This window comes from Pantoea sp. PGP6, assembly GCF_053474785.1.
Map to the genome: position 1 here is coordinate 964963 of NZ_JBQBMA010000001.1, position 21818 is coordinate 986780.

Below are 21818 nucleotides of genomic sequence, written 5' to 3' on the forward strand. Positions count from 1 at the left end.
CGACATGTCTGAACAACAACCGCAGAGCGCTGACGCCGCACTTGAGTTAAACAACGAACTGAAAACGCGTCGCGAAAAGCTGAGCGCGCTGCGTGCAAATGGCGTGGCGTTTCCTAACGATTTCCGTCGTGACACCCTCTCGAACCAGCTGCATGAACGCTATGACGAGAAGAGCAACGAAGAACTGGAAGATCTGGGCATTGAAGTCAGCGTTGCCGGACGCATGATGACCCGTCGTATCATGGGTAAAGCGTCATTCGTTACCCTGCAGGACGTTGGCGGACGCATTCAGCTCTATGTCTCGCGTGACGATCTGGCCGAAGGGATCTACAACGAGCAGTTCAAAAAGTGGGACCTCGGCGATATCCTTGGCGCGCGCGGCAAGCTGTTCAAAACCAAAACCGGCGAACTGTCGATTCACTGTTCTGAGCTGCGTCTGCTGACCAAAGCCCTGCGTCCGTTACCGGATAAGTTCCACGGCCTGGCCGATCAGGAAACCCGTTATCGTCAGCGCTACCTCGATCTGATCGCCAACGATGAATCCCGTAACACCTTCAAAATTCGCTCGCAAATCATGGCCGGTATCCGCCAGTTCATGGTCAGCCGCGACTTTATGGAAGTGGAAACTCCGATGATGCAGGTGATCCCAGGCGGCGCATCGGCGCGTCCGTTTATCACCCATCACAATGCGCTGGACATCGATATGTACCTGCGTATTGCCCCGGAACTCTATCTGAAGCGTCTGGTGGTAGGGGGCTTTGATCGGGTGTTCGAGATCAACCGTAACTTCCGTAACGAAGGCATTTCGCCACGTCATAACCCTGAGTTCACCATGATGGAACTCTATATGGCGTATGCGGATTACAAAGATCTGATCGAGCTGACCGAAAGCCTGTTCCGTACGCTGGCACAGGATGTGCTGGGTACCACCGTGGTGCCGTATGGCGAACATCAGTTCGATTTCGGTAAGCCGTTTGAAAAACTGACGATGCGCGAAGCGATCAAGAAATACCGTCCGGAAACCGACCTGGCCGATCTGGAAGACTTTGATAAAGCGGTAGCGATCGCTGAATCGCTGCACATTAAAGTCGAGAAGAGCTGGGGACTGGGCCGTGTGGTCACCGAGATCTTCGAAGAGACGGCAGAAGCGCATCTGATTCAGCCAACCTTCATCACCGAATATCCGGCTGAAGTATCACCGCTGGCGCGTCGTAACGATCAGAATCCAGAGATCACCGATCGCTTTGAGTTCTTCATCGGCGGCCGTGAAATCGGTAACGGCTTCTCCGAGCTGAACGATGCGGAAGATCAGGCTGAGCGTTTCCTGCAGCAGGTGAATGCCAAAGATGCGGGCGATGACGAAGCGATGTTCTACGACGAAGATTACGTCACTGCGCTGGAACACGGTCTGCCGCCTACTGCGGGTCTCGGTATCGGTATCGACCGTATGGTCATGCTGTTTACCAACAGCCACACCATCCGCGACGTGATCCTGTTCCCGGCGCTGCGTCCGGGCAGCAAGTAAGTCACTTTGCGTTAAGCAGAATGCAGAAAGGCCGGAGACTCCGGCCTTTTTTTTCGTCGCTGTCCGGTTCAGACAACGGCGGTCACGACTTCACTACGCCATCCAGCCACTGCTGAAACCGCGCATAAGGTACATACAGCGCCACGTTCTTATACAGAGTTTTGCCGCTGGTATTGTCATTAATACGGTCGCTGTAGCCGATGATTACTCCCGCCAGCGTATCGTCAGAGGCGTTATACACCGCGCCGCCCGACATCCCTTTCACCACTCCAGCATTGGCCGCCACCACCACGCAGTCCGCCTTGTTCCAGCTGTTCGCCAGCGTGGTATTGATCAGGTTCTGGCCGCTGGAACTGACCGGCATCGCCGAAATAAAGCTGTAGCCGTACAGATTGACCCGATCGCCGATATGACTGTTGCGAAAGCTGGGTGGCAGGCTTGCCTCGCTGTTTTTGTGGTAGACCACCGCCAGATCGCATTGCGGATGCCAGGCTTTGACCCGGTAAAGTGAAAATTTCGCCACGTGCGCGGCGGTCAGACTGTATTCCGCCGTCAGCGGAATCGTGGTACCCAGCGTGCCTAAGCCGAGCACGGTAGGAATGCCGGTCACGGTCATATCGACCCGCTTTTCGGCCTCTTTACTGTACTCATAGTGGCCAACCGAGCAGCCGGTTAAAGCAAAAACCATCAAGGCAATGAGCCGTTGCATTCTTTCTCCCCGCGTCAGAATTCGATCACATCACCTGGCGTTTCATAATGGGGTTATCGGCAACGCTAAAATTTTATTTATTGCTGACACATTAAAAAGGGTAACGGGTGACGGGCAAATGACAACCAGAGATTGCCTGCGGCGGTGATTCCTGGATTTTTCCGCCGTGCCGGAGATGAGCGTCTGGCGGATTGATGACAGAAATTATTGCTGGTGTGGCAATAATCCTTTGCTGCTATTGGGGTATATGGGCTCCAGCGGCTGTGCTGTAATAGCCAGCGTGACGCAGATCAAATTTTAATAAGCGTCGATTGGGCCACGCGTTCGCGCGGTTCACCTGCATTTTCATGGTATTGGGAGAAATGTTATGCCTGTAGCGTTACTGGCGCTGGCGTTGAGTGCGTTCGCCATCGGCACCACCGAGTTCGTCATTATGGGGCTGCTGCCGGACGTGGCGGCCGATCTTCAGGTATCGATTCCGTCAGCGGGCTGGTTAATCAGCGGCTATGCGTTGGGCGTGGCGATTGGCGCACCGATTATGGCGCTGCTGACCGCCCGGCTGCCGCGTAAAAAGACGCTGACGCTGCTGATGGTGATCTTCATCGTTGGCAACCTGCTGTGCGCGCTGGCGTACAACTATAACCTGCTGATGCTGGCGCGCATTGTAACCGCGCTGTGTCACGGTGCTTTCTTTGGCATTGGTGCGGTGGTCGCAGCCAGTCTGGTAGCACCAGGTCGTCAGGCTTCTGCCGTGGCGCTGATGTTTACCGGTCTCACGCTGGCGAACGTGCTGGGCGTGCCGCTTGGCACCTGGTTTGGTCAGCTGTTTGGCTGGCGTGCCACCTTCTGGGGCGTAGCGGTCATCGGCGTACTGGCCTTCATCGCCCTGATTGTCAGCCTGCCGAATAACAAGCAGGAAAAACCGGTCGACCTGGCGAGTGAAGTGAGCGCGCTGGCCAACGGTAAACTGTGGCTGTCGCTGCTGATGACGGTGTTTTTTGCCGCGGCAATGTTTGCCTTGTTCAGTTATATCGCGCCGCTGCTGTTACAGGTGACCGGCATCAGCGACCGTGGCGTCAGCTGGACGCTGTTCCTGATTGGCGCAGGCCTGACGGTCGGCAATATTCTGGGCGGCAAGATGGCGGACTGGAAAGTCTCCTTCAGCCTGATCCTTAGCTTCTCGCTGATTGCGCTCTTCTCCCTGCTGTTTAGCTGGACCAGCCATGCGCTGTGGCTGGCGGAGATCACTCTGTTCCTGTGGGCGATGGCCACCTTTGCTACCGTGCCGGGTCTGCAGATTAACGTGGTACGCCACGGTAAAGAGGCTCCCAATCTGGTGTCGACCCTGAATATTTCAGCGTTCAACGTTGGTAATGCGCTGGGTGCCTGGGTCGGTGGGGCAGTGATTGGTCGGGGCTACGGCCTGACGGCGGTGCCGGTTGCCGCCGCCGCGCTGGCACTGATCGGTCTGCTGGTTTGCCTGATCACCTTCCGCAAATCGGGTGGCGCAACGTCTGCGGTGCGCGCTTAAGCTAAGCGGGCGGCGATGCGCGCCGGGAAGTCAGCCACCTGCTGCTGCAGATGTCTGACAAACGCATCGACCAGCGCCGAGGCGGGGCGGTGATGCGGTCTGACCAGGCTGACGGTAAACGGTACCGAAACGCTGAATCGCCGCATCACCACACCGCTGTCGGCATAATCGAGCGCCGTCAGCGGATTAACGATCGATACCCCGACGCCCGCCCTGACCATCGCGCAGACGGAGGCGGCGCTGTGGGTCTCCAGCACCAGACGACGCTCAACATCCTGCTCATGAAACAACGCATCCAGCAGCTGGCGATAACTGTCGGTGCGCGACAGGCTGACATAATTCTCACCGGCAAAATCCTGCGGCGTCAGCACGGCCCGCTGGCTCAGTGGATGCTGAGGCGGCAACACGCAGACTTCATCGCAGGTTAAGAGCGCATGGCGGTCAGTGCCGGCCGGCGCATGCTGAGTTTCGGTTAAGCCGAGGTCATAGCGCTGCGCCGATAACCACTCCTCCAGCAGCGGCGACTCCTGCGGAATCACATTCAGGCTGACATCCGGGTAGCGCTGCAAAAAAGGCTGACACAGCGGCGGCAGCAGCGACTGCGAAAACACCGGCAGACAGGCGACAGAAAGCTCCCCCTGACGAAACTGACGCAGATTATCAGCCGCCTCCATAATGCGATCCAGCCCGTACCAGGAACGCTGAACCTCTTCAAACAGGCGCAGCCCCTGTACCGTAGGCTGCAGACGTCCGCGTACCCGACCAAACAGCTGTAGCCCCAATTGCTGCTCCAGCCGCGCCAGTTCCCGACTGACCGTAGGCTGAGAGGTGTGCAGCAGAGTTGCGGCCTGCGTCAGGTTACCGCTGGTCATCACCGCGTGAAAAATTTCGATGTGTCGCCAGTTAATGTTCGCCATCAGGTGATGCCATATCAGTTTTGCATAGATGCTATTAAAACAGATATTTTTCGCTATGACACGATTCTGGCTTAATGCGGTTATTGCCACAGGAGATCCCTCATGCCCCGTTCCTTACAGACCACCGAAACCGCGCTCAACGTCACGCATCTGCTGCCGCTGGCACGCCGCTATGCCGGGCCTTTCTGGGCCTACGATGCGCAGATCATTCAGGCACGCATCGCCCAGTTACAGGCGTTTGATGTGGTGCGTTTCGCCCAGAAATCCTGTTCAAATATTCATATTCTGCGCCTGATGCGGGCGGCCGGAGTAAAGGTAGACTCGGTATCACTGGGTGAGATTGAACGTGCGCTGGTGGCGGGGTATCAGCCGGGCGGAGATGAGATCGTCTTTACCGCTGATCTGTTTGATCAGCCGACGCTGGAGCGGGTTGCGGCGCTGCAGGTACCGGTTAATGCCGGTTCGGTCGATATGCTGCATCAGCTGGGCGCTGTCTCGCCGGGTCATGCGGTATGGCTGCGGGTTAATCCCGGTTTCGGGCACGGCCACAGTCAGAAAACCAATACCGGCGGCGAAAACAGCAAGCACGGAATCTGGCATGGCGATCTGGCTTTAGCGCTGGCGGCGATCCAGCAGTACGGTCTGCGGCTGGTGGGGATTCATATGCACATCGGTTCCGGGGTCGATTACGCCCATCTGCAACAGGTGTGTGATGCGATGGTCAGTCTGGTGGTGGAGTTTGGTCAGGATCTGACGGCGATCTCAGCGGGCGGCGGCCTGTCGATTCCTTATCGCTACGGTGAAGAGGCGATCGATACCGATCACTATTTTGGCCTGTGGGATGCTGCGCGTCAGCGCATTGCTCAGCATCTGGGCCACGCCGTCAAACTGGAGATTGAGCCGGGCCGTTTTCTGGTGGCCGAATCGGGCGTGCTGGTGTCGCAGGTGCGGGCGGTCAAAGCGATGGGCAGCCGCCACTTTGTGCTGGTCGACGCCGGATTCAACGATTTAATGCGCCCATCAATGTATGGCAGCTATCACCATATCTCGCTGATGGCGGGCGACGGGCGTCAGATTGATGAGCAGCAGACCCTCGACAGCGTAGTGGCGGGGCCGCTGTGTGAGTCGGGCGACGTCTTTACCCAGCTGGAAGGCGGCAAAGTCGATACCCGTGCGATTCCGGCTGCGCAGGTCGGTGATTATCTGGTATTTCATGACACCGGCGCGTATGGCGCATCTATGTCATCGAACTACAACAGCCGTCCACTGATCCCGGAAGTGCTGTTCGAACAGGGGCAGCCGCGCGAGATCCGTCGCGCGCAGACTATCCAGGAATTACTGGCGCTGGAAGGCGGCTAACCGCTTGCTCAGGCGGTACCTGCTGCCGCCTGTGCGTTAAACAGCTCTTTACGCAGCATCACCATCTCCTCCGCCAGATCGCGACACAGCATCGCATTCATTAAGTGATCCTGAGCATGCACCAGGATCAGCGTCACCGGCAGTTTGCCGCTGCCTTCATCCGCGCCAATCAACTGCGTCTGAATCTTGTGCGCCTGTTTTGCTGCGGCATCGGAGGCGGTCAGCGCCGCGTCGGCAGCCGACCAGTCACGCTGACGCGCAGACTGGATCGCCATCATCGCTGACGATCGTGCTTCACCCGCATTGATCAGCAATTCCATCATGGTTTGTTCGAAATCCATACAATCCTCGCTATTGGTATGCCAAATTGGCTTTTTTAATCATACTGGAATGCCAAAAAACGTTTCCGGGAGCTTTGTCACAGAAATAATGGTTAAGAATCGTCATTTTGGTATGCCACTAACCGGGAAGATACCGACCACTACTGGAATGCCGATCTTACATCTCTGAGGGTTGACCCATGTCTCTACAGGACCGCCTTATCGATTCCCTGGGCAGCTTTGCCACCCGCTTCAATAGTTATCGCTACATCATGGCGATCAAAGCCTCGTTCATCACCCTGATGCCGGTGATCATCGTTGGCGCTTTCTCAGTGCTGATCTCTAACATGGTGCTGGACAGTAAAAATGGCCTCGCCAGCTTTGCTGCACTGGGATTTTTAGCCGACCTGAAACCGATCACCAGCAGCATTAACTACGCCACGCTCAGCTTCCTCAACATTGGCGCGGTGTTCCTGATTGGCATCGAGCTTGGCCGCATCAACGGCATCAAAACCTTGTTCCCTGGCCTGCTGGCGATCATTTGCTTTGTGTCCGTGACGCCGACCACTTTACAGATGATGGTCGACGGTCAGATGCATCTGGTCACCGACGTGCTGGCTAAACAATTCTCCGATACCAAGAGCCTGTTTCTCGGCATGTTTATCGCCATCCTGTCGGTAGAGATCTATTGCCGGCTCGAGCAGGTTGAGCGGCTGAAAATTAAGATGCCGGACACCGTGCCGCCCAACGTTGCCGCCTCTTTCTCCGCGCTGATCCCGTCAATTATCACCGTGACGCTGGTCGCCACCTTTGGCTTTATTTTCCATCGCGTTACCGGCATGTATCTGTATGACGCGGTCTATCAGGTGGTGCAGCAACCGCTGGAGTCGGTGGTACAGAGCCTGTGGGGAATTCTGATTCTGATGTTCGTCGCCCAGCTATTTTGGGTGATCGGCATTCACGGTAATCAGATGGTGAAACCGATTCGTGAACCGCTGCTGCTGGGGGCGATTATGGTCAATATGACCGCCTTTGAGCAGGGTAAAGAGGCGCCGAATATCATCACCATGCCGTTCTGGGATGTCTATATGAGCATTGGCGGGTCCGGCCTGACTATCGGCCTGCTGACCGCGGTGATGCTGGCGACGCGCCGTAAAGAGATGCGCGAAATCGCCAAGCTCTCGTTCGGTCCCGGCATTTTCAATATCAATGAGCCGGTAATATTTGGCATGCCGATTATGCTCAATCCGATCCTGGCGATCCCGTTCATCATCACGCCGCTGGTAACCGGCTCAATCGGCTACTTCGCCACAGTGATGGGGTTTGCCGGCAAAGCGGTGGTGATGGTGCCGTGGACCACGCCGCCGATCATTAACGCCTGGCTGTCGACTGCGGGATCGATGGGCGCGGTGGTGACCCAGATTATCTGCATTATGGTGTCGGTGCTGATCTACCTGCCGTTTGTCAAAGTGGCAGCCCGTCGCGCCGATGCCGCCGAAGCGAAGAATCAACAACCTGAACTGGCCCGAAACCAATCGGAGGTGTTATGAGTCGCCAGCTTATTCAGATCCCGCAGAATTTTATCCTTGGCGCCGCCGCGTCAGCCTGGCAAACCGAGGGCTGGAGTGGCAAAAAAGCCGGGCAGGATTCGTGGCCGGATGCCTGGTATCAGCAGGATCGGCACGTCTGGCATCAGGGCTATGGTCCGGCCGTGGCGACCGACTTCATTAACCGCTTTGCTGAAGATGTAGCGCTGATGAAGGCCAGCGGGCTGACCCACTACCGCACCTCAATCAACTGGTCGCGCTTTCTCACCGATTATGAAAGCGCCACGGTGGATGAGGAGTACGCGGCTTACTATGACCGGCTGATTGATGAAATGCAGCGCCAGGGCATTGAACTGATGCTCTGTCTGGAGCATTACGAGCTGCCCGCTACGCTGCTGGAGCAGTATGGCGGCTGGCAGTCAAAGCACGTGGTTGAACTGTTTATCCGTTACGTCGAGCAGGTATTTAAACGCTATGCCGGCCGGGTAACGCGCTGGTTTGTGTTTAATGAGCCGATTGTGGTGCAGACCCGGGTCTATCTCGACGCGCTGCGCTGGCCGTACGAGCAGAACACCCATAAATGGATGCAGTGGAACCACCACAAAAATCTCGCCACCGCGCGGGTGGTGCAGCTGTTTCGCCAGCAAGGCTATGCCGGTCGTATCGGAACCATCCTCAACCCGGAGGTGACCTATCCACGCTCGTCGGCCGCGCATGACCAGAAGGCGGCGCAGATCTACGACCTGTTCTATAACCGGGTGTTTCTCGATCCGGCTATCAAAGGCGAGTACCCGGCGGAGCTGCTGGCGCTGCTGGATAAACATCAGATTGAGTGGCAGGCCACAGCGGAGGAGCTGGCGATCATCGCCGCCAATACCGTCGATGAGGTCGGGCTTAACCTTTACTATCCGCACCGCGTGAAGGCGCCGTCCCGTGCCTGGCATCCCGATACGCCGTTCCATCCTGCCTGCTATTACGAGCACTTTGAATTGCCGGGCCGGCGGATGAACCGTTCACGCGGCTGGGAAATTCAGCCGGAAATCATCTGGGATATGGCGCAGCGGATGCGTGATGAGTACGGCAACATCCCGTGGTTTGTCGCCGAGAGCGGAATGGGCGTCGAAAACGAAGCGCAATTTAAAAACGCTGAGGGGGAAATTCAGGACGACTACCGCATTCACTTTATCAGCGAGCACCTGCATCAGGCGGTCCGTGCGCATCAGGCGGGCATCAACTGTCAGGGCTATATGCTGTGGGCCTTCACCGACAACGTCTCGCCGATGAACGCCTTCAAAAACCGCTATGGCCTGATCGAAATCGACTTAGATAACCAGCGTCAGCGTCGCATGAAGAAATCCGCCCACTGGTTCCGGGCGCTGCGCGACAGTCAGCAATTTACCCTGTGGCTTGATGATGAGCCGAAATAACAAGAGGAAGCGAGGATGAAACGTATTGTGCTGGCCTGTGCCGCAGGCATGTCGACCTCAATGGTGGTAACGCGGATGGAAAAAGAGGCCGCCGCGCGTGGATTAGCCTTCCACATCTACGCCATTCCCGAGCAGAACCTGCAAGAGGAGCTGCAAAATTACGGCCACGAGGTGGTGGCGGTGCTGCTGGGGCCGCAGGTGCGCTTTAAGCTGGAAGCGAACAAAAAACTGACCGACAGCTATCAGTTGCCGATTGCGGTAATCGATTCTGTTGCCTATGGCACCCTGAATGGCGCAAAGGTACTCGATCAGGCGCTGGCTTTGATACACTGAGTCTCAGTTTGCGGGTCACTTCTCTGGCTCGCGGGCATTGTCGCGCAGGGAACGGCGGCAATGCCGTTAGCGCAATGATTGCAAAGGGTGACAGCGTGGACAAAGCCGAAGCGCCACAAGAAAAAAAACAGTATCAGGAAATTGGTCAGCATCTGCGCCAGCAAATCTGCGACGGACACTATCCGGTGGGATCGCGCCTGCCGCCTGAACGCCAGCTGGCTGAAACCTGGGGCGTCAGCCGGACCATCGTCCGCGAAGCGCTATTAATGCTGGAGCTGGAAGGAACGGTGGATATTCGCCAGAGTTCCGGCGTCTACGTGATGCGCATTCCCTCCGCCAGCGATGATGAAGAAGAGGCCTTTTTCCGCAGCGATGTCGGTCCGTTTGAAATGCTGCAGGCGCGCCAGTTGCTGGAAAGCAACATCGCCGCGTTTGCCGCTAAAATGGCCACCAAAGCGGATATTGAAAATCTGCGCCGCACGCTGGAGCAGGAGCAGCGGGCCATCGCCGCCAACGACAGCAGTCAGGATAACGACAAGTTATTTCATCTGCTGCTGGCGGGAGCCAGTCAGAATCAGATGCTGCTCGACACCGTCACCAGTATCTGGCGTCATCACGACAGCAGTCCGCTGTGGCAGCAACTGCGCCCCCAGTTTGAAACCCGCGCCTACCGCCTGAAATGGCTGGGCGATCACCAGACCATTCTGGCCGCTCTGCGTCGTCGCGATGTGATGGGCGCATGGCAGGCCACCTGGCAGCATCTTGAGAATGTGAAGAATACGCTGCTTGAGCTGTCCGATGCGGATGCGCCTGACTTCGACGGTTACCTGTTTGATTCAGTGCCGATATTCCAGGGGAAACTGATGTAATGGAGATTGTGCCGCTCAGCGCCGTGCCCCATTTTGCCGATCAGATTACCGAATGGCAGTGGCGCGCTTTCGGCGAACCCAGCAGCCGTGACTTCTTCGCCAGCATCGTCGCCAGCAGCCTGAGCGGCGCCGATTTCCCGGTCACTTTTGTCGCCGTTGAGGCAGGCAAGGCGATCGGCACGGCAGGTTTCTGGCGATGCGATCTGATCAGCCGTCAGGATCTGTTCCCGTGGCTGGCCGCACTGTATGTCGATGCGCCCGCGCGCGGCAAAGGCGTCAGCGACGCGTTGCAGCAGCGGGTGATTGCACACGCCCAGGATCAGGGGTATTCGCGGTTGTGGTTATGGTCGACCTTCAGCGGCTACTATGACCGTTTTGGCTGGCAGCCGCAGGGCGAGGCGCTGGAGTATCCCGATAAGCGCGTGCAGCTCTATTATCGGGATATATAAGGTGTGCCAGCCGCACTCGTGGCGGCCGGCAGCGGAGGACTCAGGGTGCCGGATAGGTATAACGGCGGTGGATCGCCTCAATGCCTTCCAGAATCTCTGCATTTAACGTCAGATTGAAGCTGTCGATATTGGTCTGCAGCTGCTCAAGCGTGGTCGCACCGAGCAGGGTGCTGGCAACAAACGGCTGCTGACGCACATAAGCCAATGCCATCTGTGACGGATCAATCTGGTGCTGGCGGGCTAACGCCACATACTCGGCAATCGCCTGCTGCGACTGCTCGCCGCTGTAGCGGGTAAAGCGACTGAACAGGGTATTACGGGCACCGGCAGGCTGCGCGCCATTCAGATACTTACCGCTCAGAGTACCGAACGCCAGGCTGGAGTAAGCCAGCAACTCAACCCCTTCATGCTGGCTGATTTCGGCCAGGCCCACTTCAAAGCTGCGGTTCAGCAGGCTGTAGGGGTTCTGGATGCTGATGATGCGCGGCAGTTCATGCTTCTCCGCCAGTTGCAGATAGCGCATTACGCCCCATGCGGTTTCATTCGACACCCCGATATAGCGAATCTTACCGGCGCGAACCTGCTCGGTCAGCGCTTCCAGCGTCTCCAGCAGCGTCACCTGGGCGGTGGTTTCACTGTACTGATAGCCCAGCTTGCCAAAATAGTTGGTCTGACGCTGCGGCCAGTGCAGCTGATAAAGATCGAGATAGTCGGTATTCAGGCGTTTCAGGCTGGCATCCAGCGCTTCACGGATGTTCTTGCGATCCAGCGCCATGTTAGGGCGAATCGACGCATCATTACCGCGCGACGGGCCCGACACTTTGCTGGCCAGAATGATTTTGTCACGGCTGCCGCGCTGCTTCAGCCAGCTGCCAATGTACTGTTCGGTCAGACCCTGGGTTTCCGGACGCGGTGGTACCGGATACATTTCGGCGGTATCAATAAAATTAATGCCGGAACGAATAGCCAAATCCAGTTGGGCATGGGCGTCGGCTTCACTGTTCTGCTCGCCAAACGTCATGGTGCCCAACCCCAGCTGACTCACTTCCAGCGTGCTATGGGGAATACGATGATAGTGCATTGCCAGCTTCCTTTTCTTTATGGAATGGAATGTTGTGTCCTCAGGGACTATAGCGCGAGCAATGGCGGGGAAGGAAGGGGGAAAAGTCGGGGAAATCGCCTGCCAGCGGGGAATCTGTGGCAGGCGAGACAATTTCGCACTTAGCGTTCAATGATGGTCGAGACCTCATCGCCGTTAATCTGTACTGCGTGACCCGACTGATCGGTGTACTGCACCAGCCCGGTCTCTTTATCAATGGTCGGCTTACCTTCGGTCATAATCATCCGGCCATCTTTCGTTGCCATTACATAATCAGAACTGCATCCGCTTAACATCGCTGCGGTTAGTGCCACAATGGCGATACCTGCCCATCCTTTCATCACGCCTCATCTCCACACATCATCGACTGCAAAAAGTGTAGTAATAAATCGTTTTGCCGGCCGGGTTAATCGTAGGAATCTGAAAATTTGCGGGCGAGCACGCTCGCCCTTGACTTTTCTATGCGGTTTTTTTCTTACTGCGCATCAGGTTAAGGCATTCAACCGCCATTGAGAAGAACATCGCGAAATAAATGTAACCTTTTGGTACATGAACCGCGAAACTCTCCAGAATCAGGGTGAAACCGACCAGAATCAGGAAGGCTAATGCCAGCATTTTGACCGACGGATGGCGCTCAACGAACTCACCAATGCTACGGGCTGCGAACATCATCATCAGCACCGCGATCACTACCGCAGCCATCATGATAAACAGATGATCGGAGAGGCCGATGGCGGTAATCACCGAATCGAGGCTGAAAATAATATCCAGCAGCATGATCTGCACGATTGCACCAAGGAACGAATGGACGTTAGATTTTTGTTCCGCTTCGTTACCTTCAATGGTTTCGTGGATCTCCATGCTCGATTTCCACAGCAGGAACAGACCCCCAGACAGCAGGATCAGATCGCGGGCAGAGAACGCATGGTCCATCAGGGTAAACAGCGGATTCGTCAGTCGGGCGACCCAGGCAATAGAGGCCAGCAGGGCCAGACGCATTAACATTGCGCCTAACAAACCGATACGGCGCGCGCTGGCTTGTTGATGCTTTGGCAGTTTAGCGACCACTAACGACAGGAAAATAATGTTATCAATACCCAGCACCACCTCAAGGATGGTCAGGGTTCCCAGTGCCAGCCAGGCATTGGGATCGGCAATCCACTCAAACATACCTACATTCAATCCTAAACGAAAATTAAACGGGGATTATACGCACTGAATTTGCTTCTCTCCCACAAAATTGCGCCACGTCAGATCAGAATGTCATTGTTAAAGCAGGAAGTGGCGCGCCAGCAGCGGTCCGGTAAAACTCTTTTTCAGGTAGAAACCGCGCGGTAAGGTTAGGATCGGTTGGCCGTGATCGCCAATTCCTTCGGTCAGGGCTTTACTGTTGGCCGCTTTGGGGCGGATTTGTAGCCAGGCACCGTGCCGTGCCGTGATCTGCTCAACCCGACCCAGCACGATCATGTCCATCAGCTCTTCCCAGTCCTGCCGCAGCATCTCATCTTCCTCCGCGTCGGGGCTCCAGAGTAGCGGCGCGCCGACCCGGCGCTGGCGCAGCGGAATGTCCCGCTGACCCTCGACCGGGATCCACAACACCCGCGCCAGTTTGTGTCGCACGTGGCTGGTCTGCCAGGTAACGCCACTGTTACCGGTGAGCGGCGCGACGCAGACAAAGGTGGTTTCCAGCGGTTTGCCACTGGCATCAATCGGGATGGTTTTCAGCTCAATGCCGAGATGGGCGAAATCCTGTTCGGCTTTGCTACCGGCGCTGGCCCCGAGATGCCATTCCAGCAGCATACCCACCCAGCCTTTATCGCGTTTAAGATCGGCAGGCATCGTCAGACCCGCCCGTTCGGCCAGCGTTTCCAGCGTTAACCCGGCTAAATCCTCTGCCCGGGCTAACAGGGTGGCTTCATCTTCAGGTGGTGCTGGCAGGTAGTTCATAGTGAAGACTCGCATTGCTCAAAAAATATACAGTATGTTGCACAGTGGGTTTACCCGAAATATTCACCGTGCTGAGTGGGGATAATAACATGATAGATCGTGCTTTTTTTACCGATTGGCCCTGGCAATATTATCGGACGCTTCAGGTTATCCCAACTTACTCGCAACAATGAACAGGATCTCATACCGGGTTATCCACAGAAAATTGGGATAACCGGCCTGACTGTGCGGTACTGGTTCCATTTACAGCCTTGACTTTCCCACTTTTGACCATAATTTGCCCGCTCTGGCCTAAGGCTGAGCGATTCGTTGTGGATAACATGACGGGTGGTTAAAATTCGCCCAACTGTAAAGAGTGGACAGTTTAATCGGCCATTTAACCTGAGCGTATTTTGTTAATTCATCTATTTTTGTTTTTATAATCATAGGTATAGTAAATTATCGCTTTTTGACGATGCAGACGCGCCTGACAGGGTTATTCAGTTAACTCCCGCGTTCTGCACAAAGCTATCCACAGAAAAGGTGAATAAGATCGGCTTTTCTGACCCCGATTGTTTATAACTAATGGCTTCTCTGTGAGTTATCCCGAAGTTTTACGCTTAACACCCCGTGAATCCAGTGGTTTACCGCCTGTAAGGAGTGTGAAACAATCAGGCTATTCAAATTTAGCTTTGAGGTAGTCCGGTGATCGATGATGATGGCTACCGCCCGAATGTTGGTATCGTAATTTGTAACAGGCAAGGACAAGTGTTATGGGCCAGGCGCTTTGGACAGCACTCCTGGCAATTTCCTCAGGGAGGCATCAATCCCGGTGAAACCGCTGAACAGGCGATGTATCGCGAACTGTTCGAGGAAGTGGGGTTACACCGTAAAGATGTTCGAATACTTGCATCTACCCGTAACTGGTTGCGCTACAAGTTGCCAAAACGTTTGGTGCGTTGGGACACAAAGCCGGTATGTATCGGCCAGAAACAAAAGTGGTTTCTTCTGCAGTTAATGTCTAATGACGCGGATATCAATGTGCAGCACAGCAGCACGCCTGAGTTCGACGGCTGGCGCTGGGTGAGCTTTTGGTATCCGGTGCGTCAGGTTGTCTCCTTCAAGCGCGACGTCTATCGTCGGGTAATGAAGGAATTCGCTGGCGTGGTGATGTCTATGCAGGAGAGTGCGGGGCAGCGAAACAATCCTGCCCATCGACGTAAGAGAGGATAGGCCACGCCCTTTATGCTCACTCAGTTGCGCGAAATTGTAGAAAAAGTGGCGAGTGCGCCGCGTCTGAATGAAGCACTCGACATTCTGGTCAATGAGATCTGTCTGGCGATGGAAACGGAAGTCTGTTCCGTTTACCTCGCCGATCACGATCGTCGCTGCTATTACCTGATGGCGACGCGCGGGCTGAAAAAGCCGCGCGGTCGCACCGTAACGCTGGCGTTTGACGAAGGCATTGTCGGGTTAGTCGGCCGTCTGGCCGAACCGATCAACCTTGCCGACGCGCAGAGTCACCCCAGCTTTAAATATATCCCCGCAGTTAAAGAGGAGCGCTATCGCTCCTTCCTCGGCGTGCCTGTTATCAGCCGTCGCCAGTTGCTTGGCGTGCTGGTGGTCCAGCAGCGGGAACATCGCCAGTTCGATGAGAGTGAAGAATCGTTTCTGGTGACGCTGGCCACGCAGATGGCGGCGCTGCTGTCGCAATCGCAGATGGGCCAGCTGTTTGGCCAGTTCCGCCAGACCCGGGTGCGCGCGATTGCGGCAGCACCCGGTGTGGCAGTGGCACCGGGCTGGGTCGATGAGACGCAGCCGCTGCTCGATCAGGTTTCCGCCGCGTCAACGCTGGATGTTCAGCGTGAACGTGAACGCCTGTCGCTCGCCATGAGCGAAGCTGCCAGTGAGTTCCGCCGCTTCAGCAAACGGTTTAGCGCCAGCGTGCAGAAAGAGAGCGCGGCGATCTTCGACCTTTACTCGCACCTGTTAACCGATGCCCGACTGAAGAAAGATCTGTTCGATGAGATCGAACGTGGATCGGTGGCAGAGTGGGCGGTTAAACAGGTAATCGAGAAGTTTGCCGAACAGTTCGCCCGGCTGACCGACAGCTATCTGCGCGAACGCGCAGGCGATCTGCGGGTGTTGGGTCAGCGGCTGTTATTTCACCTCGATGATTCGCTGGTGGGCACCAATGCCTGGCCGGAGCGCTTCGTGCTGGTGGCCGATGAGCTGACCGCCACCTCTCTGGCCGAGCTGCCGCACGAACGGCTGGCCGGGGTGGTGGTGCGCGATGGTGCCGCCAACTCCCACGCGGCGATCCTGACGCGCGCTATGGGTATCCCGACGGTGATGGGCGCGGATATTCTGCCGCATCAGCTGAATAAACGGCTGCTGATCGTCGATGGTTACCGTGGCGAGCTGTTAATCGATCCCGAACCGGTGCTGGTGCAGGAGTACCAGCGTCTGATCAGCGAAGAAAATGCGCTGAGCAAGATGGCGGAAGGAGTAGTCGATCAACCGGGTGAGCTGAAAAGCGGCGAGCGCGTACAGGTGATGCTCAATGCCGGTTTAAGTCCGGAACATGAGCAGGCGCTGGGCAGCTGGGTTGACGGCATCGGTCTCTACCGCACTGAAATTCCCTTCATGCTGCAAAATGGCTTTCCGTCAGAAGAGGAGCAGGTGGCGCAGTATCAGGGCATGTTGCAGCTGTTTCACAACAAGCCCGTCACGCTGCGCACCCTCGATGTCGGAGCAGATAAACAGCTGCCGTATATGCCGATCAGCGAAGAGAATCCCTGCCTGGGCTGGCGCGGTATCCGCCTGACGCTTGACCAGCCGGAGATTTTTCTGGTGCAGGTCCGGGCGATGCTGCGGGCGAATGCAGCATCCGGCAACCTCAGTATTCTGCTGCCGATGATCAGTCATATTGATGAAATCGACGAAGCGAAACGGCTGATCGATCGCGCCGGTCGTGAAGTGGAAGAGATGCTGGGCTATGCAATTCCCGCGCCGCGCATAGGCATCATGATCGAAGTGCCGTCGATGCTGTTTATGATCCCGCATCTGGCGTCGCGCGTAGACTTTGTTTCAGTCGGCACCAACGATTTGACCCAGTATCTGCTGGCGGTGGACCGCAATAACACCCGAGTGGCCAATCTTTACGACTCGCTGCACCCGGCGATGCTGCGCGCGCTGCATGCCATTGCGCATGAAGCCCGTCTGGCCAATCTGGAACTCTGCCTGTGTGGTGAAATGGCGGGCGATCCGATGTGCGTCGCGCTGCTGGTGGGCATGGGTTATCACCACCTCAGCATGAACGGTAAAAACGTTCCGCGGGTAAAATACCTGCTGCGCCATCTGGATCATGAAGAAGCGCAAAAGTTGAGTGAGCAGGGAATGAATGCGCATACCGCCACCGAGGTTCGTCATCTGGTTTCGACCTTTATGGAGCGTCGTGGACTGGGCGGGCTGATTCGGGGAGGCCGCTAAGCGCCACTTCAGGCTATTTTATTTGCCATTCTGGTCCTGGGCAGTGCTCACAATCCTCACGTACCAGGTGTACGCTCCGGTTGTTGCGCGCTGTACATGACCAGACTGGCTGCAACAATGTACGCCTGACGGGTCAGACTATTTTATTTTATTTGCCATTCTGGCCCCGGGCAGTGCTCACAATCCTCACGTACCAGGTGTACGCTCCGGTTGTTGCGCGCTGTCCGTGACCAGTCTGGCTACAACAATGTACGCCTGATGGGTCAGACTATTTTATTTGCCATTCTGGCCCCGGGCAGTGCTCACAATCCTCACGTACCAGGTGTACGCTCCGGTTGTTGCGCGCTGTACATGACCAGACTGGCTGCAACAATATACGCCTGAAGGGTCAGACTATTTTATTTGCCATTCTGGCCCCGGGCAGTGCTCACAATCCTCACGTACCAGGTGTACGCTCCGGTTGTTGCGCGCTGTACATGACCAGTCTGGCTGCAACAATGTACGCCTGAAGGGTCAGGCTATTTTATTTGCCATTCTGGCCCCGGGCAGTGCTCACAATCCTCACGTACCAGGTGTACGCTCCGGTTGTTGCGCGCTGTACATGACCAGTCTGGCTACAACAATGTACCCCTGAAGGGTCAGACTCTGGGCTTATCCGCGTTTACATTTGCGGGACAATTCACAAAACCGGCTGTGCTATGATGCGCAGCCTTAATTTATGTGCCTGACAACGCCCCTTTTTAGGGTTGAAAAATAGACGGTGAATGATGAATAACGGCTATATTGCATTTCCGCAGTTCGATCCGGTGATCTTCTCGATCGGACCGGTTTCGCTGCACTGGTACGGTCTGATGTATCTGGTAGGCTTCGTTTTCGCCATGTGGCTGGCGGTGCGCCGTGCCAATCAGCCCGGCAGCGGCTGGAAAAAAGAGGAAGTGGAAAACCTGCTGTATGCCGGTTTCCTCGGCGTGTTTCTGGGCGGGCGTATCGGTTACGTGCTGTTCTACAATTTACCGCTGTTCCTCGAAAACCCGCTCTATCTGTTCAAAGTCTGGGATGGCGGCATGTCATTCCACGGTGGCCTGATCGGGGTGATTGTGGTGATGCTGGTGTTCGCTCGCCGTACCAAACGTAACTTCTTCCAGGTGGCTGATTTCATCGCGCCACTGATCCCGTTTGGTCTGGGTGCGGGCCGTCTCGGCAACTTCATTAACGGCGAGCTGTGGGGCCGTGTCGATCCGGGCTTCCCGTTTGCCATGCTGTTCCCGGGATCACGCAGCGAAGATGTGGCGCTGGCTGCCACTAACCCACAGTATCAGGCGCTGCTCAATACCTACGGCGTCCTGCCGCGTCATCCTTCGCAGCTTTATGAACTGATCCTGGAAGGGGTGGTGTTGTTCATCATCCTTAATCTGTTTATCCGTAAGCCGCGTCCGATGGGCAGCGTCTCTGGCCTGTTCCTGATCGGTTACGGTGCATTCCGTATCATCGTCGAGTTCTTCCGCCAGCCGGACGCCCAGCTTGGCCTGTTTGAAGGCGGGATCAGTATGGGACAGATTCTCTCCGTTCCGATGATTATCGCCGGTATTGCCATGATGATTTGGGCCTATCGTCGTCGTCCACAGCCACAATTTCGCGAGGAAAAATGAAACAGTATCTGGACCTGATGCAACATGTGCTGAATGAAGGCACGCCAAAAGCTGACCGCACCGGTACCGGCACGCTTTCAATTTTTGGTCACCAGATGCGTTTCAATCTGCAGGAGGGTTTCCCTCTGGTCACCACTAAAAAATGCCACATCCGTTCAATCATTCATGAACTGCTGTGGTTCCTGAAAGGTGATACCAACATCGGTTACCTGAAGGAAAATAACGTCTCAATCTGGGATGAGTGGGCTGATGAACAGGGCGATCTTGGCCCGGTTTATGGCAAACAGTGGCGCAGCTGGGGCACGGCCAGCGGCGAGCAGATCGACCAGATCAGCAAGGTGATCGCGCAGCTGAAAAGCGACCCCGACTCACGCCGGATTATCGTTTCAGCCTGGAACGTCGGTGAACTGGATCAGATGGCGCTGGCACCGTGCCACGCGTTCTTCCAGTTCTATGTGGCTGACGGCAAACTCTCCTGTCAGCTTTACCAGCGCTCCTGCGATATCTTCCTCGGCCTGCCGTTTAATATTGCCAGCTACGCGCTGCTGGTACATATGGTGGCGCAGCAGTGCGACCTGCAGGTCGGCGACTTTGTCTGGACCGGTGGCGATACCCATCTCTACAGTAATCATCTGGAGCAGGCACGCCTGCAGCTGACCCGCGAGCCGCGTCCGCTGCCGAAGCTGGTGATCAAGCGCAAGCCAGCCTCGCTGTTTGACTACCAGTTTGATGACTTCGAAATTGAAGGTTACGATCCGCATCCGGCGATCAAAGCGCCTGTCGCAATCTGATACCTGCTGTGAAAAAGCCCCGGTGCTGCCCTGCACGCCGGGGCTTTTTTTTACCTGTCTGCGGCAAAATATGCGGCATGGCTCGCAGCGTCATGTCACCAGATGTCCGATGATCGTCTTCTCTGTGACCCTTTTTCCAGCCGCATAACAACCCGCTTGTCCCCGCTTTCTCCACCCGGCACGCTAGCCCAATGAAAACACACTTGTTACGCGGCTTTACCCTGCCGGAACTGCTGGTGGTGATGGTGATTGCCGGAATACTGAGCCTTGGCGCACTTCACGGCTGGCAGCGCTGGCAGCAACGGCAGCAGCTACGCGACACTGCCCAGCAACTGCAGGGTTTTCTGTTGCGGCTTCGTGCACAGGCTTATCGGCAAAATCGCGACCTGGTCCTGTGGTCACGTCCGGGAAAGCCCTGGTGTATTGGCGGCGGCAGTCTGCCGCTCGGGGCGTGTCAGTCAGGAAAGCGTCTGCATTTCATTGCACCCCATGCTGGGGTGATGTTAAACGGGCTACGCGGTGAGCCGGGCTTTTACGGCCGTCGCAACGTCGCCCGGGCAGGCAGCATTGAGCTAAGGAATGAGGCAGGAGAGCTGCGGCTGATTATTTCCACCCGGGCCCGGATCCGCTTTTGTTTTACCGACGCCGGAGCGTGCCGTTGAAAACCGCCGGGTTCAGCCTGCTGGAAATGCTGATGGCGATGGCGATCGGCGCCGTCCTGATGGTCAGTGCCGGACGTTTTTTACCGCTGCTGCTCGGCGAGAATGTCGGGTTGCTGCAGCGGGCGCAGCTGCGCCAGGAGCTGCAGCAGATTATCGCCACGCTGGAAAAGGCGGTGCGACGCGCAGGCTATTGTCACGGTGAGTGCGGCAACAGCGCGCTCACCCTCAGTGAAAACTGCCTGCTGCTGCGCTGGGATGAAAACAGCAACGGTCAGTGGGACGGCGTTAACCAGGCGGCTAGCGATTACTATGGTTATCGCCTGCGGTTGCAGCAACTGGAGATGCAGCGCGGGGTTAATGACTGTCGCGCGGGTAGCTGGGAACGGCTCTCCGATCCGGCTTTCCTGACGCTGGAGCAGTTCAGTGTGACCCGCCAGCAGAGGCAGATCCATTTGCGGCTGCAGGGACGTGCCGGGCGCTGGCTGGAAACGGTAGAGAGCTGGGTGGAGGCTGAAAATCTGTGAGGCAGCACGGCAGCAGTACGCTGGGTATGGTGTTGATGCTGTTAGTCATCGGCAGCCTCACGCTGCACGCCAGCCGAAAAATGTTAGAGCAGGGGATGCTGCTACTGGCTGATGAGCAGCAGTTTATTCAGGATTTCTGGCGGGCGCAGTCAGCGCTGCAATGGGGCCTCTCCCTTAGCTGGTCTGCGGGCGAAACGGTCGGTTGTCAGCATGATGAACGCCAGGGATGGCGCAGTTGCTTACAGCGAGGTGAAGATGGAGAAGGTCTGCTTAAAGGTGAAGCCAGTGGCAGCGGAACGGCAGTGTGGCAGTGGGTCTCGCTCCATCAGAGTCGTATTCAGCCGCTACCGCATGGCTGGATCGACTACTGCCCGCGAGCCAGAACGGACGACTGTCTGTGAGGCGGCGGGATTCAGCCTGCCGGAAGCGTTATTTGCTCTGCTGTTAATGGCATTAAGCAGCAGCGCGCTGCTGCAGTATCATCGCGCGCTCACGTTCGGGTTCAGCCAGCAGTGGAATCAGCGAGAGGCGTGGCGGGTGGCGGAACAACGGCTGATTGGGCATGAGAGTGCTGGCTGGCGCACCACCCTGCAAATCCAGAACGGCCCGGCGGGCTGCCGGCTGGAACGCGCCGACGTGCTGGGACCGCAGCAGCGCAGCGCCAGCCTGACGCGATTACGCTGTTAAAC

The 21818-nt window shown here is 56.5% G+C and carries 23 protein-coding genes; 16 read left to right on the forward strand and 7 right to left on the reverse strand.

All coding sequences use genetic code 11. From position 1 onward, the window contains the following. Nucleotides 1-4 precede the first annotated feature (4 nt). Nucleotides 5-1525: a lysine--tRNA ligase gene (gene lysS / locus ACLIBF_RS04695; protein ID WP_031376208.1), complete on the forward strand. Its 1521-nt coding sequence runs from the start codon at nt 5-7 to the stop codon at nt 1523-1525. A gap of 82 nt (nt 1526-1607) precedes the next feature. Here the strand turns inward: lysS and ACLIBF_RS04700 are convergent, their stop codons facing one another. After that, complete coding sequence (locus ACLIBF_RS04700; protein ID WP_031376207.1) at nt 1608-2234, reverse strand: serine protease; 627 nt, start codon at nt 2232-2234, stop codon at nt 1608-1610. A 367-nt stretch (nt 2235-2601) separates the two neighbouring features. On the opposite strand from ACLIBF_RS04700, the gene ACLIBF_RS04705 reads away from it, so the two are divergent. After that, complete coding sequence (locus tag ACLIBF_RS04705; RefSeq protein WP_279810355.1) at nt 2602-3765, forward strand: MFS transporter; 1164 nt, start codon at nt 2602-2604, stop codon at nt 3763-3765. Here ACLIBF_RS04705 and ACLIBF_RS04710 read toward each other — a convergent pair. Next, nucleotides 3762-4682: a LysR family transcriptional regulator gene (locus ACLIBF_RS04710; RefSeq protein WP_031376205.1), complete on the reverse strand. Its 921-nt coding sequence runs from the start codon at nt 4680-4682 to the stop codon at nt 3762-3764. The two genes, ACLIBF_RS04705 and ACLIBF_RS04710, sit on opposite strands and share 4 nt — an antisense overlap. 102 nt (nt 4683-4784) lie before the next feature. On the opposite strand from ACLIBF_RS04710, the gene lysA reads away from it, so the two are divergent. Next, nucleotides 4785-6041 carry a diaminopimelate decarboxylase gene (lysA, locus tag ACLIBF_RS04715; protein ID WP_069728870.1) on the forward strand — a complete coding sequence of 419 codons (1257 nt, stop codon included), beginning with the start codon at nt 4785-4787 and terminating at the stop codon, nt 6039-6041. A gap of 8 nt (nt 6042-6049) precedes the next feature. Here lysA and ACLIBF_RS04720 read toward each other — a convergent pair whose 3' ends face one another. Continuing rightward, nucleotides 6050-6382, reverse strand: coding sequence for a PTS lactose/cellobiose transporter subunit IIA (locus ACLIBF_RS04720; RefSeq protein ID WP_069728871.1), 333 nt, complete (start codon nt 6380-6382; stop codon nt 6050-6052). Nucleotides 6383-6561: 179 nt separating this feature from the next. Here ACLIBF_RS04720 and ACLIBF_RS04725 point away from each other — a divergent pair, with 179 nt between their 5' ends. The 5 genes from ACLIBF_RS04725 to ACLIBF_RS04745 all read left to right on the forward strand — a co-directional run bounded on the left by ACLIBF_RS04725 (nt 6562) and on the right by ACLIBF_RS04745 (nt 10986). Next, nucleotides 6562-7911 carry a PTS sugar transporter subunit IIC gene (locus tag ACLIBF_RS04725; RefSeq protein ID WP_031376202.1) on the forward strand — a complete coding sequence of 450 codons (1350 nt, stop codon included), beginning with the start codon at nt 6562-6564 and terminating at the stop codon, nt 7909-7911. Further along, nucleotides 7908-9335 (forward strand): glycoside hydrolase family 1 protein, encoded by a 1428-nt coding sequence (locus tag ACLIBF_RS04730; protein ID WP_031376201.1) that lies wholly within the window; start codon nt 7908-7910, stop codon nt 9333-9335. The genes ACLIBF_RS04725 and ACLIBF_RS04730 overlap by 4 nt, the downstream gene beginning before the upstream one ends. Before the next feature lie 15 nt (nt 9336-9350). After that, a complete protein-coding gene (locus ACLIBF_RS04735) occupies nt 9351-9668 on the forward strand; it encodes a PTS sugar transporter subunit IIB (protein WP_031376200.1) in 318 nt (105 codons plus the stop codon). A 95-nt stretch (nt 9669-9763) separates the two neighbouring features. Beyond that, nucleotides 9764-10537, forward strand: a complete 774-nt coding sequence (locus ACLIBF_RS04740) for an FCD domain-containing protein (protein ID WP_031376199.1) — start codon at nt 9764-9766, stop codon at nt 10535-10537. Next, nucleotides 10537-10986 (forward strand): GNAT family N-acetyltransferase, encoded by a 450-nt coding sequence (locus ACLIBF_RS04745; protein WP_159223262.1) that lies wholly within the window; start codon nt 10537-10539, stop codon nt 10984-10986. The genes ACLIBF_RS04740 and ACLIBF_RS04745 overlap by 1 nt, the downstream gene beginning before the upstream one ends. 40 nt (nt 10987-11026) lie before the next feature. On the opposite strand, the gene ACLIBF_RS04750 is transcribed toward ACLIBF_RS04745, so the two are convergent. The 4 genes from ACLIBF_RS04750 to mutH form a co-directional block, all read right to left on the reverse strand. Beyond that, on the reverse strand, nt 11027-12067 hold the full coding sequence (locus ACLIBF_RS04750) for an NADP(H)-dependent aldo-keto reductase (protein ID WP_031376197.1): 1041 nt from the start codon (nt 12065-12067) through the stop codon (nt 11027-11029). Nucleotides 12068-12207: 140 nt separating this feature from the next. Beyond that, on the reverse strand, nt 12208-12426 hold the full coding sequence (locus ACLIBF_RS04755) for a YgdI/YgdR family lipoprotein (RefSeq protein ID WP_031376196.1): 219 nt from the start codon (nt 12424-12426) through the stop codon (nt 12208-12210). Between the two features lie 118 nt (nt 12427-12544). Continuing rightward, entirely contained in the window at nt 12545-13255 is a 711-nt protein-coding gene (locus tag ACLIBF_RS04760; protein WP_031376195.1) for a TerC family protein, read from the reverse strand. Between the two features lie 99 nt (nt 13256-13354). Continuing rightward, nucleotides 13355-14032, reverse strand: coding sequence for a DNA mismatch repair endonuclease MutH (gene mutH, locus ACLIBF_RS04765; RefSeq protein ID WP_425028461.1), 678 nt, complete (start codon nt 14030-14032; stop codon nt 13355-13357). Nucleotides 14033-14716: 684 nt separating this feature from the next. Here mutH and rppH point away from each other — a divergent pair. From rppH to ACLIBF_RS04805, 8 genes are all read left to right on the forward strand, one after another. Then, entirely contained in the window at nt 14717-15244 is a 528-nt protein-coding gene (gene rppH / locus ACLIBF_RS04770; protein ID WP_031376193.1) for an RNA pyrophosphohydrolase, read from the forward strand. A gap of 12 nt (nt 15245-15256) precedes the next feature. After that, a complete protein-coding gene (ptsP, locus tag ACLIBF_RS04775) occupies nt 15257-17503 on the forward strand; it encodes a phosphoenolpyruvate--protein phosphotransferase (protein ID WP_031376192.1) in 2247 nt (748 codons plus the stop codon). A gap of 767 nt (nt 17504-18270) precedes the next feature. Further along, on the forward strand, nt 18271-19152 hold the full coding sequence (gene lgt / locus ACLIBF_RS04780) for a prolipoprotein diacylglyceryl transferase (protein WP_031376191.1): 882 nt from the start codon (nt 18271-18273) through the stop codon (nt 19150-19152). After that, a complete protein-coding gene (gene thyA / locus ACLIBF_RS04785) occupies nt 19149-19943 on the forward strand; it encodes a thymidylate synthase (protein WP_069728874.1) in 795 nt (264 codons plus the stop codon). Before lgt ends, thyA begins: the two co-directional genes overlap by 4 nt. Nucleotides 19944-20134: 191 nt before the next feature. After that, nucleotides 20135-20605, forward strand: coding sequence for a prepilin-type N-terminal cleavage/methylation domain-containing protein (locus ACLIBF_RS04790; protein WP_069728875.1), 471 nt, complete (start codon nt 20135-20137; stop codon nt 20603-20605). Continuing rightward, entirely contained in the window at nt 20602-21129 is a 528-nt protein-coding gene (locus ACLIBF_RS04795) for a prepilin peptidase-dependent protein (protein WP_031376188.1), read from the forward strand. Before ACLIBF_RS04790 ends, ACLIBF_RS04795 begins: the two co-directional genes overlap by 4 nt. Then, the gene (locus ACLIBF_RS04800; protein WP_031376187.1) at nt 21126-21530 is read left to right on the forward strand and encodes a DUF2509 family protein; all 405 of its coding nucleotides are present in this window, start codon (nt 21126-21128) and stop codon (nt 21528-21530) included. The genes ACLIBF_RS04795 and ACLIBF_RS04800 overlap by 4 nt, the downstream gene beginning before the upstream one ends. Further along, complete coding sequence (locus ACLIBF_RS04805; protein WP_089561200.1) at nt 21481-21816, forward strand: prepilin-type N-terminal cleavage/methylation domain-containing protein; 336 nt, start codon at nt 21481-21483, stop codon at nt 21814-21816. The genes ACLIBF_RS04800 and ACLIBF_RS04805 overlap by 50 nt, the downstream gene beginning before the upstream one ends. Nucleotides 21817-21818 lie beyond the last annotated feature (2 nt).